Raw genomic sequence first — 16,105 nt, forward strand, 5'->3', positions numbered from 1 at the left:
AGGCCCGTGGCGGGCCCGCACCGCGCCTCCCGTCCGCCGTCCGGTCCCGTCCACCGCGCCGACACGGTCGACCGGACCACGTCAGCTGCGTCCGCGCGCAAGCGCGACCGCCTGCCGCAGCGACAGGTCGGGCAGGTACGCGCGGACCACCGCGAGGCCGATCGCCGGCAGGGCCACCGGATCCGGGTACGCGAGCACGAGCGGGTGCAGGTCCGGGCCGAACTTCTGCTTGAACCGCAGCAGCGAGCGGAACCCGTAGACCGGTTCGAGGACGCCCCCGACGAGGTCCAGCAGGCTCTGCACGCCGTCGCTCGCCGGGGCCGTCTCGCCCGCCTGCGCGAGTGGCGCCGCTGACAGGCTGAGTCGCTCGACGCCGTCCTCGCGCATGCGATCCGCGGCGCTGGCGACGAGGAACTCCATCACCCCGTTCGGGGCCGCACCGGTCCGGCGCATGACGTCGAGCGTCCACCCGACGACGCGGCCCGCGCGGTGGCTGGGGAGCCAGCTGGTGACGGCGAGCACCGTGCCGTCGGCGTCCTGCGCGACGAGGACGCGGACGGACGGGTCCCGCATCTCGTCGACGCCGCCGAGGGTGAAGCCCATCTCCGGCAGCTCCCGCTCGGACACCCACTCCTCGGAGATCGCCTCGATCTGCCGCGTGGTCGAGGCCGGCAGCTCCTGCCAGGACGACCACGTGGCCGTCGTGCCGTCGCGCTTCGCCTTGTTCACCGCCGTGCGGACGTCCTGCTTGCGCTTGCCGCTCGTCATCCAGACGCGCGGGTCGAGGTCGGCGTCCTCGGCGACCGGCAGCGTGCTCCACCCCTGCGCCGTGAGGTACCCGGCGGTGTCCGTCCCGATGCCGTAGAAGACCGCCGTCCAGCCGTTGTCGTCGCACCAACGCGCGAACGCCGTCATGGCGTCGGCGCGGGCGTCCGGCCAGCCGAACGGACCGCCGACCGTCACCGCGACCCGGCCGTCCCGGCGGAACGCGACACCGGCACGGCCGTCGGCGGCGAACCAGTAGGCGTTGCCGTGCCAGGTGGTCATCCACCCGAACGCGTCACCACCACCGGCCTCGAGGAGTGCCCTGGCTCGTTCACGGTCGCCGTGGGTCCGATCGCCGTCCGCGTCGGGCTCGACCGCCCCCGTGGGTCGGACGGCGGCGAACGCGATGACGAACCAGAGCAGCGGGCCGGCCAGTCCGATCACGACACGGAGCATCGGCGGCAGCGACGGGAGCCGGTCCCAGAACGTCACCGGCGCGATCGGACCGAGCGCGGCCACGGCCAGGCGCAGGGGGTCCTCGACGTGCTGGGGCGACGAGGCGGCCGTCACCAGGACCGCCGTGACGACGACACCAGCGGCGGCGAGCACCGTCACCGCGAAGGTGACGACCCGGCGGCGGGACGGCAACACGGTGAACGACCGCCGCAGCAGCACGAGGACCACGGCGGTCGCGAGCGGGACGACGATCGACGCGGCGATGGACACGTCGACGACGAACCGGTCTTCCGGCCCGCGCAGCTGCTCGACCCGTCCCGGCACCGCACCGTACGTGACGGCCGCTGCGACCGCCGTGACGACGTCGACCACGACCACGAGCCACACGGCGAACCGGCTGCCGCGGAACAGACCGAGGCCACCGACGACGAGCACCAGGAGCGGCGCGGCGGCGAGGACGAGGCTCCAGGGGTCGGTCGCGCGGTACGCGAGCAACGCGCGGAGGCACTCCCCCGCGACCCCGTCGGCCCGGCACCCGTGCACCGGCGTGACCGGACCGGCGCCCACCACCGCGGCGATCGGCGCCAGGATGCCGACCCGTGCGCGCGAGACCAGCGCGATGACGGGGCCGACGGCGGACACCAGCACGACGGTGCCGAGCAGCACGCGGGTCTCACGGTGGGAGCTCCGGACCCAGCCGCCGCGCTTGGGTGTCCGACGGAGCAGCTCGCCGAGCAGCCAGCCGGCACCGGCGGCCAGCACGGCGTAGAGGTCCGAGGCATGCCCCGCGTAGAGCAGCAGGGCCGCGACCACGGCGAGGGCGTTCACCCGGATGCGCCGACGCCAGAGCGGCCCGGCGAAGGCGCTCGCGGTGACGATCGTCCCGACGATCGCGGTCCACGGGTCGAAGCTCGTCGCGCGACCGAGCAGCAGGGGTCCGACGTCGCGCCCGTCCGAGTCGACGAACGCACTGAGCGCTCCGATCCCGGTGCCGACCGTCGTCGTCACCACGAACGCGAGCACGGTCCGCCACGACCCCATCAGCCGTTCGGCCGCACCGACGAGGACCACCACCCCGGCCAGCGTGACGAGCAGGGCGACCACCCCCGTCGACACCGCGAACACCCGGAACGGGCCGTACGACACCGGTCCGCCGCCGTGCAGCACGCGGAGGACGACCGCGGCGGCCGAGGTGGCGAGCACGAGGACGGCGATCGCGGTCGTCACGGGCTGCCGGCGGACCACCCGCCAGGCGGGGCGCGGGTCGAGCCGTGTCACAGGGCGCCCGTCATCGCGGGGAGGCCGAGGTGCGCGATCACGCGCGGCAGTCCGTGGGCCAGGACGTACCGCACGGTGTTCCAGTCGTGTGCGGACCCGGGCGACACCAGGAGCGAGGTCTGCATGCCCACCCGTTCGGCGACCGCCCGCAGGGCCAGGGTGGATGCGCGGTACGGGGCGTCGTCCTGCCCGAAGCCGAAGACCGTCAGGTGGTGGCGGTACCGGCCGTGCGCGGTCATGATCGCGCTCGGCGACGCTGCACGGTACGCGGCGGCCGACCCGCCGAAGCCCTGGGCGATCGTGTTCTGCAGGGAGCCGTTCTGCGGGGCGGCTTCGCTCGAGATCGCCAGCGCGGACCCGAACACGCCCGGGTGCGCGGTCGAGAACTGCATCGCGCACGTCGCCCCCTGCGAGAACCCGATGATCCCCCACGCGCTCGGCGTCGTCGCGACGGGCAGGTGCTGTCGGATCCACCGCACCGTGTCGGTCATCACGTACGTCGCGCTCCGGCCGAGGCGCCGGGAGTCGACGCACATCGGGTTGCGCTCCGGAGCGCCGAGCTGGTCCGGGGAGACGACGACCGGGGCGAGTCCGTGGTGGGCGGCGGCATACCGGTCAAGGTACCGGCCGAGGTCACCGGTCTGGAACATGTCCGCCGGCTGGCCGGGTTGGCCGGAGAGCGCCACGAGCACGGGCAGGGTCGGCGGGTGGGCGACACGGGCGGCCGGCGGCAGCCACACCACGGCCTTCCGTGCACGGAAGTGCGACACCGTGCCGGGGATCCGGACGCTCAGGGTCTCCCCCGCGCGCGGCATGTCCGCCGGAGCCCGCCAGCGCGCGGCGTCGACCACCGACCCGCTGCGCACACCGTGCTGGACGGCGAGGGACCGCGTCGCGTACGGGTTCGTCGCGATCGCCTGTTCGAGGTCCTTGTAGAAGCCGAAGTCCACGTTCACCCCGAGGCCGGCCGACAGTGCGACCGCGGCCGCCGCACCGACGGCGACCACCCGCAGCGTCCAGCCGCCCTGCACGAGCACCACGAGCAGCAGGGCGATCGCCGCGCCGGCGAAGGCGATCCACATCCGGGTGACGGGGGTGAACGAGACGCCGAACAGGTCGAGGACGTCGCCGGTCCACCAGACCGCGACGAGCCCGGCGCCCGCCCCCACGAGCAGCGCCGCGAGCCGGACGAGCACGGCACGGACGGGGTGCGCGCGGGAGCGTCGGAGCACGGGCGCCGTGACGACCCAGGCGGTGAGCAACACCGCGAGGACGTCCACGGGGACGAGGACGTCGCGGCTGGTGACGGGGAGGCGCAGCAGGTCGTGGAACACGCTCTCATCGTGGCGTCGCCCCGCTGCTGACCGGCCGCCGAGGCGCTTCTGCTGCGCACAGGTTCACCACCGACCGGTCACAGCTGTCTGGCGGGATCCTCCCAGCTGCGGGCAGGAGGACGAGGGGCACCGCAGGCGCGGTGCCCCTCGGTCCCCGGTTGCGTCAGTGCCGCCGGCGCAGCACCAAGGTCCCCGTTCCGGCGAGGAGCAGCAGGAGGGCGAACCCGAGGGGGACGACCGGCGAGGTCGCTCCCGTGTAGGCGAGCTCGGTCGCGCCGTCGCCGCTGGCGACCGTGTCAGCCACCGTCGGTGCGACGGCCGACACCGCGCCGGTCGCGGCGACCGTGGTGGTCACCACACCCGCCGTGGAGGCCCGGGTCGGCCCGTCCGTGCCGGTGGCAGCGACCGGGGTGGTCACGACGACGGGCGTCGTGCCGTTCCCGGGGTCGGTCCCCTCGCCGGGCGTCGTGCCCGGGTCCGTGCCGTCACCGGGCGTCGTGCCCGGGTCGGTCCCGTCACCGGGCGTCGTGCCCGGGTCCGTGCCGTCACCGGGGTCGGTGCCGGTGCCGGGCGTGGTGGCCGTGCCGTCACCGATGATGCCGATGCCGTTCCCGCCGATGCTGATCGGCAGGCTGATCACCGGGGCGATCTGGGTGCCGGAGAGCAGGCCGCCGTCACCGGAGGTCGTGCCGCCCGCTGACGGGGTCGTGCCGGCCGGGGTGGTGCGGACCGGGGTGGTCGAACCGGTGCTCGTGCCGTCGCCGAGGACACCGATGCCGTTCCCGCCGACCGTGATCGGCAGGTCGATCACCGGGGACACCTGGGTGCCCGAGGCCGTACCGTCCGAACCGTCGGTCGTCCCACCGGTGACCGGAGCCGCTGCGGGAGCCGCGCCGGTGCCCGCAGCGGGCGTCGTGCCCACAGCGGTTCCGTCACCGAGGACCCCGATGCCGTTGCCGGACACCGTGACGGGGACCGACACCACCGGAGCGACCTGGGTACCCGACGCGGTGCCGTCCTCGCCCGAGGTGCTCGGGTTCGGAGCGGCAGCAGCCGGGGTGGCCGGGGTGGCCGGAGTGGCCGGAGTAGCGGGCGTCGCGGTCGACACCGCGTCGCCGACGACGGCGACCGCGTTGCCGCTGGCCGTCACGGGCGCCGTGACGGAGCCGGTGACCTGCGTCCCCGAGGCGATGCCGTCCGCACCGGACGTGGCCGGAGCAGGGGCGGGAGCCGGGGCGGCGGGCACCGTGGTGGCGGGCACCGTGGCAGCGGGTGCCGGAGCGGCAGCGGGTGCCGGAGCGACGGCTGGTGCCGGAGCGGCGGGGACCGGAGCCGACACCGCGTCGCCGCCGACGGCGACGGCGTTCCCGCCGACGGTCACCGGGACCGTCACGACCGGCGCCACCTGGGTGCCGGAGACCACGCCGTCGGCACCCGAGGTGCTCGGGGCCGAGGCCGCGGGTGCAGGTGCAGGTGCAGGTGCAGGTGCGGATGCGGATGCGGCGGGCGAGGTCACCGAGGACACCGCGTCGCCGAGCACCCCGAGGGCGTTGCCGGTGAGGGACACCGGAGCATCCGCCGAGGGAACCACCTGGGTGCCGGAGACGGCGCTGTCCACACCGGAAGTGGTGGCCGCGTTCGCCGCGACTGCCCCTCCGAGTGAGAGGCCACCGACGAAGAGGGCGAACCAGAGCCCTCTCGAGACGTACTTGTTCATGGTCGTGCTCCTTGATCGAGATCGTCGTCCGACCGCGGTCGCGGTCGGTGTGTGTGCGTGCCTGCCGTGGCGGACAGGCGCACCGATCTCAGTCAGGGGCGACGTCGTGCTCGCCGACGACCGATGCGGGGACCGCGTCGTCGGAGAGCGTGCCGCGAGACCCCGCGGCGAGGGAGACGATGTCGTCGGTCGAACCGACGATGCCGACGGCAGCGACGCCGCCGGCGGTCGAGGAGGCGCCGCCGCCGAGGGCGCCCGGGCCGCGCTGCGCGTCGAACGGCACCGACGGACCGTTGCCCGGCTCCGGGACGAGCAGGGCGGTGCCGCCGAGGGTCGCGTCCTGCACGTCACCGGCGACGCCGACGGGGCCGGTCGCGAGTGGCGAGTCGGTGGGCGCGTCGGACCGTCGCTCGACGGACGTGGTGCCCGTGGTGGTCGTCCGGACGGTGGTGGACGGGGGCGCCGTGGACGGGGGTGCCGACGCGGTCGCCGTGGACGGGGTGGTGGCGGTCGCACCGGTCCCCGCGGTCGGGGCCGCCGTGCCGGGCCCGACGGACGGGATCGAGCCGCCGTCCACCGGGAGTGCGGGGACGTCGACGACGGGATCCGTGCCTCCTGGCAGGACGCCGCCGACTGACGGGACGACGCCGGAGACGATGTCCGGGACCTGGCCGACGGCCGTGCCGACGTCGCCGAGGGTGTCGTCGACCAGCCCGGTCACCGGACCGGTGACGGTGCCGAGGGTGTCGTCGCCGAGGACGGAGCCGGCCACGGGGACCGCTCCGACCACGTGGTCGAGCGTGTCGACGACGGTGGTCGCGGGGCGTGCGTCGGCGAGCGTCCGCACCGTCCCGGTGACGGGGCGCACCACGTTCGCGACGGTGTCGGTGACGGGCCGGGAGGCGCTGCCCACCCGCTCGACGACGTGCCGCACGGGGTGGGTGGCCGGCTCGGCCGCAGGGGCGGTCGCGACCGGCACCGCGGGTGCGGTCGCCGGAGTCGCCGGGCGTGCGGGCGCCGGAGCGGGCGCTGCGGGGACCGGCGCAGACGCCGCGGGAGCTGGAGCGGCAGGCGCTGGAGCGGGAGTGGCCGGACCGGGAGTGGCAGGGGCCGGCCTCGGGGCGACCGGTGCGGTGCTGGGAGTCGGGGCGGCGGGAACCCGGTGTGGCGCGACGGCCGTCCGGACGGGATCCACGACGCCGCCGACGACCTGTCCGACGCCACCGCTCACGTGGTCGACGGTCTCGCCGAGTCCCTCCTCCGCGCCGCTGACCAGACCACGCTGCTGCGTCGGTGCAGCGGGCGCGGACTCGACCGCCGAGGCCGGCCGGGCGCCGAGCAGCAGGGAGAGCAGCACGAGGGCAGCGAGGGACCCAATGCCGAGCAGGGCGATCCGGAGCACCGCGAGCCAGGGTGCGCGCGACGTCGTGTCCATGCGCTCACCTCCTGATCTCGGCTGCGCACGTAGAGTGGTTGACCGGCAATGTACGCCGGTCCGTTCCGGAACGCACCCTGTTCTGGAAGAAATTCTCAGGAAAGGCCGTCCGTGGTCTCGATCTTCTCCGCCCCGACCCGCAACCTGGACATCGTCACGCTGCACGAGATCCTCCGACTCCGACAGGACGTCTTCGTCGTCGAACAGGGTGCCGCGTACGGCGACATCGACGGCCGCGACCTCGAACCCGGCACCGTGCAGTTCTGGGCCGGTCAGGGCTCGGTGGACGCCACGCTCCGGCTGCTGCGCGAACCCGACGGCACCGAGCGCATCGGTCGGGTCGTCACCGCGGCACACGCCCGCGGGCAAGGACTCGCCGCGCAGCTGATGGAGGCCGCGATCGCCGAGTCCCGTTCCCCGAGCATCGCCCTCGGCGCCCAGTCACACCTGGAGCAGTGGTACGGCCGGTTCGGCTTCGTGCGCTCCGGCGACGAGTACCTCGAGGACCGGATCCCGCACATCCCGATGACCCGGAAGCGCTGACCGGACCGCTGCGCGTTCGGCGCGACGGCGCGGGCGCACGCCTCATGCGCGCCACCGGCGGAGTTCGTCGAACGAGCGTCCCTGCGTCGACCGGTCCGCGACGAGGCGCTCGAACACGATGTTCGTCTGCGTCGTCGCGACCGACGGGTCCCCGCTGAGCTCGTCGGCGACGAAGTCCCGGAGCTGCTCGGTCGACTCGCACGCGATGTGCACGAGGAAGTCCTTGTCGCCGGCCAGGAACGACACGTCCTGCACGACCGGCACGCGGAGCAGGCGCTTTGCGAAGTCCCGGAGTTCGTGGCGGGCGGCGGCGTGCACGCGGACCGAGACCATCGCCTCGATCGAGAACCCGAGGCGTGCGATGTCGACCTCGGCCCGGTAGCCGCGGATCACGCCGGCGTCCTCGAGCGCCCGGACCCGGGCCAGGCACGTCGACGGCGCGATGCCCACCGCTGCTGCGAGCCGGTTGTTCGGGATCCGGGCGTCGCCCGCGAGCGTCCAGAGGATGCGCTCGTCGACCTCGTCGAGGCGCGGAGCGGGATCGGGGCGGCGAGCTGCTCGGTCGGACACGCCTCGACGCTACCGTGACGGTGCGAGCAGGGCGCGGAGCGCGTCGCGCAGGGGGCCGGCGACGGCGTCCGGCTCTGCCGAGGTCAGCGGTTCCACCCGGGTGGACGTCCGGAACATCGTCATCCCGAGCACGACGGCCAGGGCGATCTCGGCCCGGATGAGCAGGTCGTCGGTCACCTCGTCCCCGACGGCCGTGGCGAGCCGCTGGGCGTACCGGCGCAGGGTCTCGCGGCGGATCGCGTCCGCGGCGTCGTCGCCCGACGACCGCAGCAGCAGCATGAGCTGCAGGGAGTCCTCGTCGCTCGGCGCGCGGACGACGTGGACGACGAGGTCCTCGAGCGCCCGCTCGATGCCCGGTGCCCGCGCTTCGCCCTGGCCGAGATCCCGCGCCACCCGGTCGAGGCAGGCCCGGAACAGCCCCTCCTTCGACACGAAGTAGCGGTTGATCAGCGCCACGTTGACCCCGGCGTCGGCTGCGATGTCCCGCACCGTCGTTGCCTTGTAGCCGTCGAACGCGAACCGACGCCGCGCAGCCTGCACGAGCAGCAGTCGGGTGGCGGCGGCGTCCTTGCTCATGGTCGAAGCGTACCGGCCCGGAGCGCGATGTAAGCAACTGTTGACTTCTGGCGGGAACTGCGTACCCTCATCAAGTCAGCAGTTGTTTACATCACCCCGGCACGACCACGACGACACGACCACGGAGCACGATGACCGACACCATGCAGAGCCCCCGCACCGGCTCGCACCCCACCACCACCGGACGCCGGCCGAACAGCACGGCGATCATCGTCTACCTGTCCCTCGGCGGCCTGTCCTTCGCGGTCCTGCAGTCGCTCGTCGCCCCGGCGCTGTCGACCATCGGGCAGGACCTCGGCGCCTCGACGAGCGCCACGAGCTGGGTGCTGACCGCGTACCTGCTCTCGGCCTCGGTGCTCACGCCGATCCTCGGCCGTCTCGGCGACATGATCGGCAAGCGCAAGGTCCTGATCGTCGTGCTGTCGATCCTGCTCGTCGGTGCGGTGCTCGCCGCACTGGCACCGAACCTCGGCGTCCTCATCGTCGGCCGCGCGCTGCAGGGCGCCGCCGGTGCGGTGATGCCGCTGTCCATCGGCATCGTCCGTGACGAACTGCCGAAGGAGAAGGTCAGCGTCACGATCGGCCTGCTCTCCGCCATCTTCGGCATCGGCGCCGGCGTCGGCATCGTCGCCGCCGGTCCGATCGTCGAGCACCTGTCGTGGCACTGGCTGTTCTGGCTGCCCGCCGTCCTCGTCGTCATCGCCCTGCTCGGCGCCGTCTTCGGCATGCCGGAGTCGCCGGTCCGCAAGCCCGGCCGCCTCGACATGGTCGGCACGTTCGTCCTCGCCGTCGCGCTCGTGTCCGTCCTGCTCGCGGTCAGCGAGGGCGAGACCTGGGGCTGGGGCGACGGCAAGACCATTGGGCTGCTGGTCCTCGGCGCCGTCGCACTGGTCGCGTTCGTGCTCGTGGAGCTCCGCGTCGCCGAACCACTCATCGACGTCCGGCTGTTCGCCGTCCGCGGTGTCTGGACCGCCCACGTCGTCGCGCTCGTCTTCGGCTTCGCGATGTTCGGCACCTTCGTCCTCGTGCCGACCCTGCTGCAGCTGCCGAGCGCACTCGGCTACGGCTTCGGCAAGGACGTCACCCAGGCGGGACTGTTCCTGCTGCCGACCGTCCTGATGATGATCGTCGCCGGTCCGATCGCCGGCATCCTCGTCCGCAAGGTCGGTCCGAAGCCGCCGATGCTGCTCGGCGGGGTCGCCATCGTCGCCGCGTTCCTGCTGCCCGCGATCGCGCACGGCGCGCTCTGGCAGGTCGTCGTCTCCGGCATCCTGACCGGCATCGGCATCGGCCTGGCCCTCGCCGCCTGCTCGAACGCCATCATCGAGAGCGTCCCCGCGAACCAGACCGGCGAGGCCATCAGCGCCAACACCGTCGTCCGCACGATCGGCTCGAGCGTCGGCACCGCGGTCATCGCGGCACTCATCACCTCGCACAGCACCGCGCAGGGGCTGCCGACCGACGACGCGTTCACCATCGGTTTCTGGGCGTGCACCGGGGTCGCGGTCCTCGCCGTGCTCGCCGCCCTGGCGGCACCGTCGATGCGTGCGCGCCGCGCGGCGGCGGCGGCCCGTGGCATCGACGACCTCGAGGAGGTCGCCGAGTAGGGCACTGGACCCGACCATCCGGGAGGCCCGTCCTGCGTCGTCGACGCGGGGCGGGCCTCCCGGCCGTTGCGCCCACCGCCACCGGCGGCTCCGCAAGCTGGGAAGCGACCGAGCACGCCACCCCCGGCGTGACGATCATCGGACCGGACGCGTCACAGCAGGTGGACGCGATCACCGCGCCCCGGACAGGAGACCCATGAGCACCACGGACCACGACGACCCCACGACCACCAAGCCGTCCCTGCGCGACACCGTCACCGCCGGGCTGGTGCAGAAGGCCCTGGAACCGGTGCTGCGTGCGGTCCGTGACGAGGTCGCATCGGCACGGCGGGAGATCAGCGAGCGTGCGAACGGTGCGAAGACAGGGCTCGTGCTCACCGGTGCCGCCGTGGGCTGCGCGCTGACGACGCTGGTGCTGATCGCCGGGCTCGCGGTCGCACTCCTGGCACTGGCGCTGCCGGTGTGGGCCGCGACCGGGATCACCTTCGTCGTGTTCGCCGTCGTCACGGCGATCCTGTTCGTGGTCGGGCTCCGGGGCATCCGCCGGGGCGTGCCGCCCGTGCCGAAGGACACCATCCGCGCTGCGAAGGACCGTGTCGCGCACACGCGCGACGCGTCGACCTCGGCCGACTGAGCAGCGACAGCGCTACATCGCGAGGGTCATGCCGACGACTGCGACCGTCATCGCGAAGACCTCACCGCTCCGCACGGCCCGGCGGTCCTCCTGCGCCCACTCGTGCCGGAGCAGCCAGCCGCTGAACGCGCAGTAGCCGATCACCCCGGCGCCGAGGACTGCGGACAAGGCGATGCCGTGCCCGGCGTGACCGCCGGCGACGCCGGTCGCGTGGCCCATCAGCAGCATGCCGGACATCACGACCGCCGACAGGGCGCGGTGCACGTCCATCGGCTCGGCGCGGCGACCGTCCGCACGACGACGGCGCATCACGGGCAAGGGCGCGAGCAGCAGCAGCAGCGTGGCGGCGAACAGCGTCCACACCGCGCCGGCGTGCACGACGGGCATGAGCATCGCCACGAGCATCACCGCCGCCGGCACGATCACGCCGGGGCGCGGACGGTAGCGGTCACCGACGACGCAGCACACGGACGCGAACTGCGGCACCACGAGCATGGCGTCGGCGACGGTCTCGTGCACGGCGTGTCCTCGGTGGCTGCGGCGTGGTGCGGGGCGGGTCAGTCCTCGGCGCGGGCAGCGGCCTTGGCGGCGCGCTCCTGCTTCACACGGGCGTTCTCGGCGTGCACGGCGGCCTGCGTCGACCGCTCGCGGACGAGCCACTCGGGCTTCTGCTCGAGCAGCGTCTTGATCTCCGCGGTGGTGAGCTCGTCGCCGATCCCGGCCCGGGTCAGCCCCGAGATCGAGATGCCCAGCTTCTGCGCCACGACGGGTCGCGGGTGCGGGCCGTCTCGTCGGAGGTCCTCGAGCCAGGTCGGGGGGTCGGTCCGGAGCTCGTCGAAGGCGGTCCGTGTGACGGGAGCGCCCTGGAAGGACTCCGGAGCGGCCGCCAGCAAGATGCCGAGCTTCTTCGCAGCCGTTTCGGGCTTCATGGTCTGTTCCTGCGCCATGCCCCCTAGAGTACGGCCCCTATGCTCGTCTGCATGACCGCGGCACTCACCATCGCATTCGTGCCCGGGGTCTCCCCGGCCAAGTGGGCCCGTGTCTGGCGGGATCGGCACCCCTCGATCGAGCTGCGGCTGCGCCCGATCGGGTCCGACGACGTCGACGACACGCTCGCCGGCGAGGTCGACATGGTCTTCGCACGGATGCCCGTCTCCGACCAGCACAACGCCATCCCGCTCTGGACCGAGACGGCCGTGGTCGCGATGCCGAAGGACTCCCCCCTCGCCGACCTGGCCGAGGTGGACCTCGCCGATGCCGAGGTGCACGTGGTCGACGCCGGCCCCGTGCCGGACGACATCGCCGCCGCGCTCGACCTGGTCGAGGCGAACGTCGGCGTGGTCGTGCTCCCCCAGTCGCTGTTCCGCGCGGCGAGCCGCAAGGACCTCGTCGCCCGCCCGCTCTTCGGCGCCGCCGGCACCCAGATCGCGCTGGTCTGGCGCGACGAGGACGCGACCGAGACCACCGAGGAGTTCATCGGCGTGGTGCGCGGGCGGACCGCCAACAGTTCGCGGGCCCAGCCAGGAGGCACGGATCGCGACGTCGACGAGGCCGTGCGTGCCGCGCGTGCCGGCTCCAAGGCCGGTGGCGGCTCCGGCGGGTCAGGCAAGGGCGGCTCGGCCAAGAGCGGAGCGGCCGCCGGCGGCGGCAAGGCGAAGGCGAAGTCGCCCGGCAGCGGCAAGTCCGGCGCCGGCAAGAAGTCCAACACCGGCAAGGGCCCCACCCCCGGACGCGGGAAGATGCGCGGCAAGCCGAGCCGGGGCTCGAAGGGCAACCGGTGACCGACACACGCCTGCAGGAGATGCCGGCCACGCGCCTCCCGGCCTGGCTGGACCGGACCATGGCCGAGTACGTGGCGTCGCGGATGCAGGCGGGTGAGACCCGTGAGCAGGCCGAGGCGAACAAGCAGCAGTCGCTGGACCGGTGGTTCCCGAACGGGTCGCCGGCGGACGGCCACCTGGTGTGGGACGTCCTCGACCAAGACGACGCCGCGGTCGGGTACCTGTGGATCGGTCCGTCCTCGCCGGGCGGAACCGACTGGTGGGTGTTCGACGTCGAGATCGACGAACCGCACCGGCGCCGCGGACACGCTCGCCGCGCACTCGAACTCGGCCACCGGGCCGCGGCGGAGCACGGCGCGACGAGCATCGGCCTCAACGTGTTCGGCTACAACACCGGGGCGCAGGAGCTGTACGCCGCGCTCGGGTACCAGGTGACCGCGACGCAGATGCAGAAGCCGCTGGTCTGAGGGTTCTGCCGCTGGGTTCTGCCGCTGGGTTCTGCCGCTTCGTCGCAGCAGGTTCGTCGTCACGGCAGCTGTGTCGTCACAGCAGGACGGCAGCTGCTGCGCGGGTGACGCGTTCCCCGCGAGCGGCCTCGGCCGCCGCACGCGCCCGCGCGACCACGACGGCATCGGCACGCTCGGCGGAACCCCCGTCGAACGGCGGCTGCGGGTCGTACTCGATCTGCAGCTGGATCGCCTCGGCCGCCGACTGTCCGGCGAGTTCGGCCGCCAGCCACAGCGCCATGTCGATGCCCGCGCTGACGCCCGCCGCCGTGACGACCGACCCGTCGTCGACGATCCGTTCGTCGACCGACTGCGCACCGAACGCCTCGAGCATCGGCTTCGACGCCCAGTGGGTCGTCGCGCGCTTGCCCGCCAGCAAGCCGGCGGCACCGAGGACGAACGCACCGGTGCAGACCGACGTGACCCACGTGGCACGGGCGGCCTCGCGCCGGACGAACGCGATGACGTCAGGATCGAGCATCGCGTCGAAGGCACCGTCACCGCCGGGGACCACCAGGACGTCCGCCGGGCTCGCGTCGGCGATGGTCGTCGTCGGGACGAGGGCGAGTCCGCAGTCGCTCGGGACCGGGTCGAGCGTCGCCGCCACGTACTCGACCCGTGCGCCGGGCACACGGGACAGCACCTGCGCGGGGCCCGTCAGGTCGAGCTGCGTCAGGTTCGGGAACAGCAGGAAGGCGATCCGGACCACGGCGGGGTCGTGGTCCGGCTCCGTCGACGAGTCCGCGGCGCGCTGGTGCGCGAGTGCTGTTCCGAGCGCGGGCGCGTCGGGTTCCGGCGCGTCCCCGTCGGCGGGTACCTCGACGATCTCGGCGTCGACCGGGTGGACGGGACGCACGCGCGGGTTCGGCTGATCGGTGCTCATGCCGCGACCCTAGCCCGGTGTGGTCGCCGGCGGTGGGTGCTGCGGCTGTGCCCGTCCGTTCAGTTCCAGACGCCCGAGGTCCCACGCCGGTGGCTGCCGAGCAGGTGCGTGTCGACGATGCCGAGCGCCTCCATCAGCGCGTGCATCGTGGTCGGACCGACGAAGGCGAAGCCGCGCTTCCGCAGCGCCTTCGACAGCGCGACCGACTCGTCGGACGTCGTCGGGACCTGGTCGTACGACTCCGGCGCAGGCGTCGCATCCGGACGGAACGACCAGACGACGTCGGCCAGACCGCCGTCCTGCCGCAGGGCGATCGTGGCGTTCGCGTTCGTGATGGTCGCGAGGATCTTCGCCCGGTTCCGCACGATGCCCGCGTCGGCCATCAGTCGAGCGACGTCGTCCTCGCCGAAGCCCGCGACGGTGTCGGCGTCGAAGTCCGCGAAGGCCGCACGGAAGGCCGGACGCTTCGCCAGGATCGTGCGCCAGGACAGGCCGGACTGGAACGCCTCGAGTGACAGCCGCTCGAACACCCCGCGCTCGTCCCGCACGGGCATGCCCCACTCGGTGTCGTAGTAGTCACGGAGCAGCTCGTCCGTCGACGCCCACACCGGTCGGGCCAGGCCGTCGTCGCCGATCACGAGGTCGGAGCGGGGCGTGGCTGCGGGCTCGGTGGCTGCAGGCTCGGTGGCTGCAGGCTCGGTGGCTGCGGGCTCGGTGCTCATCGCACCATCCTGGCCTGCGCCGCCGACACCGACGTTGCCTGCCGTGGTCACTCGGCCGGTGGGCCGTCCTGGGCAGCCTGCGGGTCCATCCACACGTACTCCCAGCGGTGGCCGTCCGGGTCGGTGAAGCTGCGCTGGAACATGAAGCCGAGGTCCATCGGCGCGCGGTCCTCGCTCGCGCCGGCCGCGACGGCGTCGTCGACGATGCGGTGCACCTCGTCCTTCGACCCGGCGGTGAGCGAGTTGATCACCTCGACGGTGCCGGCGTCGGCGATCGTCTTGTCGGTGAACTCGACGAACTTCGCGTGGGTGAGCGCCATGACGTAGATCGTGTCGCTGATCACGATGCACGCAGCGGTGTCGTCGCTGAACATCGGGTTGATCGAGTAGCCGAGGGCCTCGTAGAACGCCTTCGAGCGCTCGAGGTCGGCGACGGGCAGGTTGATGAAGACCATCGTGTCCATGGGGAGGTTCCTTTCGTCACGCTCAACCTGGCCCGTCGCGGGGTGGTCCGCAACTGTTCCCTCCCGGTACCGTCTGGTACACAATATGCTGGATCGATGCGGGCGTACGTCGACGAGTCGGAGCCAGGCGGCGGACGAGATCACACGGTGTACGTGATGGCAGCGGTGATCATCTCGGCGTCAGCTTGCGAAGCGGCGCGTGCCGACGTCCGAGCAGCGACACCGAGGCGGATGCGGAAGCTGCACTGGTACGAAGCGCTTCCTGGTCAGCGGCTCTCATGGCTCGACCTGCTGCGCCGAGCGGTCGAGATCGTCGTCGTCCGCTACGAGGGGGCCGCCGCGCGCGCCGAACGGCGACGACGCCGTTGCTTGGAGCGACTCGTCTGGGAGCTCGACGTGCGGGGCGTCACCCTCCTCGTCCTCGAATCGCGAGGGAGGGCGCGCGACGACGGCGACCGGTCGATGTTGGATGCCCTTCGACGACGAGGCGTCGGCATTCCAGTGCGACACGAGCACGTCCGCGGTGTCGATGAACCGCTGGTCGCGCTGGCTGATCTTGCTTGCGGTGCGCACGTAGCGGGCCTCGACGACGAGGTCGACAGCACCCTTGTACGCGTGGGGTGAACAACCCTGGGCAGCGCAAAACCCCGGTCCCGCGCTGGCTGCAGGATGCTCCGGGGCTCACTTTCGACCGAGCAGCACGCGGTCGACATATCAATGTTACGACTTCGGTGCGGATCACGTCAAGCGATCGCCGCCGTCAACCCGGAACGACGAAACCGCTGTCGTGCGACAGCGACTTCGTCGTTCCGGGTCGGAACAGCGGTGCGCGAT

17 protein-coding genes are annotated in these 16,105 nt (G+C 73.0%); 6 read left to right on the forward strand and 11 right to left on the reverse strand.

Features of this window, described 5'->3' with window-relative positions; translation table 11 throughout:
* Positions 1-81: 81 nt before the first annotated feature.
* The 4 genes from ITJ59_RS19675 to ITJ59_RS15095 form a co-directional block, all read right to left on the reverse strand.
* Positions 82-2,499: a bifunctional lysylphosphatidylglycerol flippase/synthetase MprF gene (locus tag ITJ59_RS19675; protein ID WP_194652101.1), complete on the reverse strand. Its 2,418-nt coding sequence runs from the start codon at positions 2,497-2,499 to the stop codon at positions 82-84.
* Positions 2,496-3,833: an alpha/beta hydrolase gene (locus tag ITJ59_RS15085; protein WP_323749517.1), complete on the reverse strand. Its 1,338-nt coding sequence runs from the start codon at positions 3,831-3,833 to the stop codon at positions 2,496-2,498. The genes ITJ59_RS19675 and ITJ59_RS15085 overlap by 4 nt, the downstream gene beginning before the upstream one ends.
* A gap of 163 nt (positions 3,834-3,996) precedes the next feature.
* The gene (locus ITJ59_RS15090; protein WP_194652102.1) at positions 3,997-5,550 is read right to left on the reverse strand and encodes a hypothetical protein; all 1,554 of its coding nucleotides are present in this window, start codon (positions 5,548-5,550) and stop codon (positions 3,997-3,999) included.
* Between the two features lie 88 nt (positions 5,551-5,638).
* Positions 5,639-6,985, reverse strand: a complete 1,347-nt coding sequence (locus ITJ59_RS15095) for a hypothetical protein (RefSeq protein WP_194652103.1) — start codon at positions 6,983-6,985, stop codon at positions 5,639-5,641.
* 111 nt (positions 6,986-7,096) lie between these two features.
* Between ITJ59_RS15095 and ITJ59_RS15100 the strand changes: the two genes are divergently transcribed.
* Positions 7,097-7,528 (forward strand): GNAT family N-acetyltransferase, encoded by a 432-nt coding sequence (locus tag ITJ59_RS15100; RefSeq protein ID WP_194652104.1) that lies wholly within the window; start codon positions 7,097-7,099, stop codon positions 7,526-7,528.
* Between the two features lie 42 nt (positions 7,529-7,570).
* On the opposite strand, the gene ITJ59_RS19680 is transcribed toward ITJ59_RS15100, so the two are convergent.
* On the reverse strand, positions 7,571-8,098 hold the full coding sequence (locus ITJ59_RS19680) for an Lrp/AsnC family transcriptional regulator (protein ID WP_194652105.1): 528 nt from the start codon (positions 8,096-8,098) through the stop codon (positions 7,571-7,573).
* Between the two features lie 9 nt (positions 8,099-8,107).
* A complete protein-coding gene (locus ITJ59_RS15110) occupies positions 8,108-8,674 on the reverse strand; it encodes a TetR/AcrR family transcriptional regulator (RefSeq protein ID WP_194652106.1) in 567 nt (188 codons plus the stop codon).
* 131 nt (positions 8,675-8,805) lie between these two features.
* On the opposite strand from ITJ59_RS15110, the gene ITJ59_RS15115 reads away from it, so the two are divergent.
* Positions 8,806-10,281: an MFS transporter gene (locus tag ITJ59_RS15115; protein WP_194652107.1), complete on the forward strand. Its 1,476-nt coding sequence runs from the start codon at positions 8,806-8,808 to the stop codon at positions 10,279-10,281.
* 196 nt (positions 10,282-10,477) lie between these two features.
* Entirely contained in the window at positions 10,478-10,915 is a 438-nt protein-coding gene (locus ITJ59_RS15120) for a phage holin family protein (protein ID WP_194652108.1), read from the forward strand.
* Between the two features lie 12 nt (positions 10,916-10,927).
* Here the strand turns inward: ITJ59_RS15120 and ITJ59_RS15125 are convergent, their stop codons facing one another.
* Both ITJ59_RS15125 and ITJ59_RS15130 read right to left on the reverse strand, forming a co-directional pair.
* Positions 10,928-11,434, reverse strand: coding sequence for a hypothetical protein (locus ITJ59_RS15125; RefSeq protein ID WP_194652109.1), 507 nt, complete (start codon positions 11,432-11,434; stop codon positions 10,928-10,930).
* Between the two features lie 38 nt (positions 11,435-11,472).
* Entirely contained in the window at positions 11,473-11,862 is a 390-nt protein-coding gene (locus tag ITJ59_RS15130; RefSeq protein ID WP_194652110.1) for a DUF5997 family protein, read from the reverse strand.
* Positions 11,863-11,895: 33 nt separating this feature from the next.
* On the opposite strand from ITJ59_RS15130, the gene ITJ59_RS15135 reads away from it, so the two are divergent.
* On the forward strand, positions 11,896-12,696 hold the full coding sequence (locus ITJ59_RS15135; protein ID WP_194652111.1) for a LysR family transcriptional regulator substrate-binding protein: 801 nt from the start codon (positions 11,896-11,898) through the stop codon (positions 12,694-12,696).
* Positions 12,693-13,163 carry a GNAT family N-acetyltransferase gene (locus ITJ59_RS15140; protein WP_194652112.1) on the forward strand — a complete coding sequence of 157 codons (471 nt, stop codon included), beginning with the start codon at positions 12,693-12,695 and terminating at the stop codon, positions 13,161-13,163. Before ITJ59_RS15135 ends, ITJ59_RS15140 begins: the two co-directional genes overlap by 4 nt.
* A gap of 76 nt (positions 13,164-13,239) precedes the next feature.
* On the opposite strand, the gene ITJ59_RS15145 is transcribed toward ITJ59_RS15140, so the two are convergent.
* From ITJ59_RS15145 to ITJ59_RS15155, 3 genes are read right to left on the reverse strand one after another with little or no spacing between them, the layout of a single operon-like run.
* Positions 13,240-14,085 (reverse strand): DJ-1/PfpI family protein, encoded by an 846-nt coding sequence (locus ITJ59_RS15145; RefSeq protein WP_194652113.1) that lies wholly within the window; start codon positions 14,083-14,085, stop codon positions 13,240-13,242.
* A 59-nt stretch (positions 14,086-14,144) separates the two neighbouring features.
* On the reverse strand, positions 14,145-14,807 hold the full coding sequence (locus ITJ59_RS15150) for a DNA-3-methyladenine glycosylase I (RefSeq protein WP_228511573.1): 663 nt from the start codon (positions 14,805-14,807) through the stop codon (positions 14,145-14,147).
* A gap of 47 nt (positions 14,808-14,854) precedes the next feature.
* Positions 14,855-15,271, reverse strand: a complete 417-nt coding sequence (locus ITJ59_RS15155) for a VOC family protein (RefSeq protein ID WP_194652114.1) — start codon at positions 15,269-15,271, stop codon at positions 14,855-14,857.
* A 96-nt stretch (positions 15,272-15,367) separates the two neighbouring features.
* Between ITJ59_RS15155 and ITJ59_RS15160 the strand changes: the two genes are divergently transcribed.
* Positions 15,368-15,895, forward strand: a complete 528-nt coding sequence (locus ITJ59_RS15160) for a DUF3800 domain-containing protein (protein ID WP_194652115.1) — start codon at positions 15,368-15,370, stop codon at positions 15,893-15,895.
* Positions 15,896-16,105: the final 210 nt, after the last annotated feature.

This window comes from Curtobacterium sp. VKM Ac-1393, assembly GCF_015350995.1.
Taxonomy (GTDB): Bacteria; Actinomycetota; Actinomycetes; order Actinomycetales; family Microbacteriaceae; genus Curtobacterium.

Coding starts and splice junctions, on each gene's coding strand:
- ITJ59_RS15145 (WP_194652113.1), bottom strand. CDS start 14,085: ATGAGCACCGATCAGCCGAACCCGCGCGTGCGTCCCGTCCACCCGGTC.
- ITJ59_RS15135 (WP_194652111.1), top strand. CDS start 11,896: ATGACCGCGGCACTCACCATCGCATTCGTGCCCGGGGTCTCCCCGGCC.
- ITJ59_RS15130 (WP_194652110.1), bottom strand. CDS start 11,862: ATGGCGCAGGAACAGACCATGAAGCCCGAAACGGCTGCGAAGAAGCTC.
- ITJ59_RS15150 (WP_228511573.1), bottom strand. CDS start 14,807: ATGAGCACCGAGCCCGCAGCCACCGAGCCTGCAGCCACCGAGCCTGCA.
- ITJ59_RS15120 (WP_194652108.1), top strand. CDS start 10,478: ATGAGCACCACGGACCACGACGACCCCACGACCACCAAGCCGTCCCTG.
- ITJ59_RS15110 (WP_194652106.1), bottom strand. CDS start 8,674: ATGAGCAAGGACGCCGCCGCCACCCGACTGCTGCTCGTGCAGGCTGCG.
- ITJ59_RS15090 (WP_194652102.1), bottom strand. CDS start 5,550: ATGAACAAGTACGTCTCGAGAGGGCTCTGGTTCGCCCTCTTCGTCGGT.
- ITJ59_RS15095 (WP_194652103.1), bottom strand. CDS start 6,985: ATGGACACGACGTCGCGCGCACCCTGGCTCGCGGTGCTCCGGATCGCC.
- ITJ59_RS15160 (WP_194652115.1), top strand. CDS start 15,368: ATGCGGGCGTACGTCGACGAGTCGGAGCCAGGCGGCGGACGAGATCAC.
- ITJ59_RS15155 (WP_194652114.1), bottom strand. CDS start 15,271: ATGGACACGATGGTCTTCATCAACCTGCCCGTCGCCGACCTCGAGCGC.
- ITJ59_RS15115 (WP_194652107.1), top strand. CDS start 8,806: ATGACCGACACCATGCAGAGCCCCCGCACCGGCTCGCACCCCACCACC.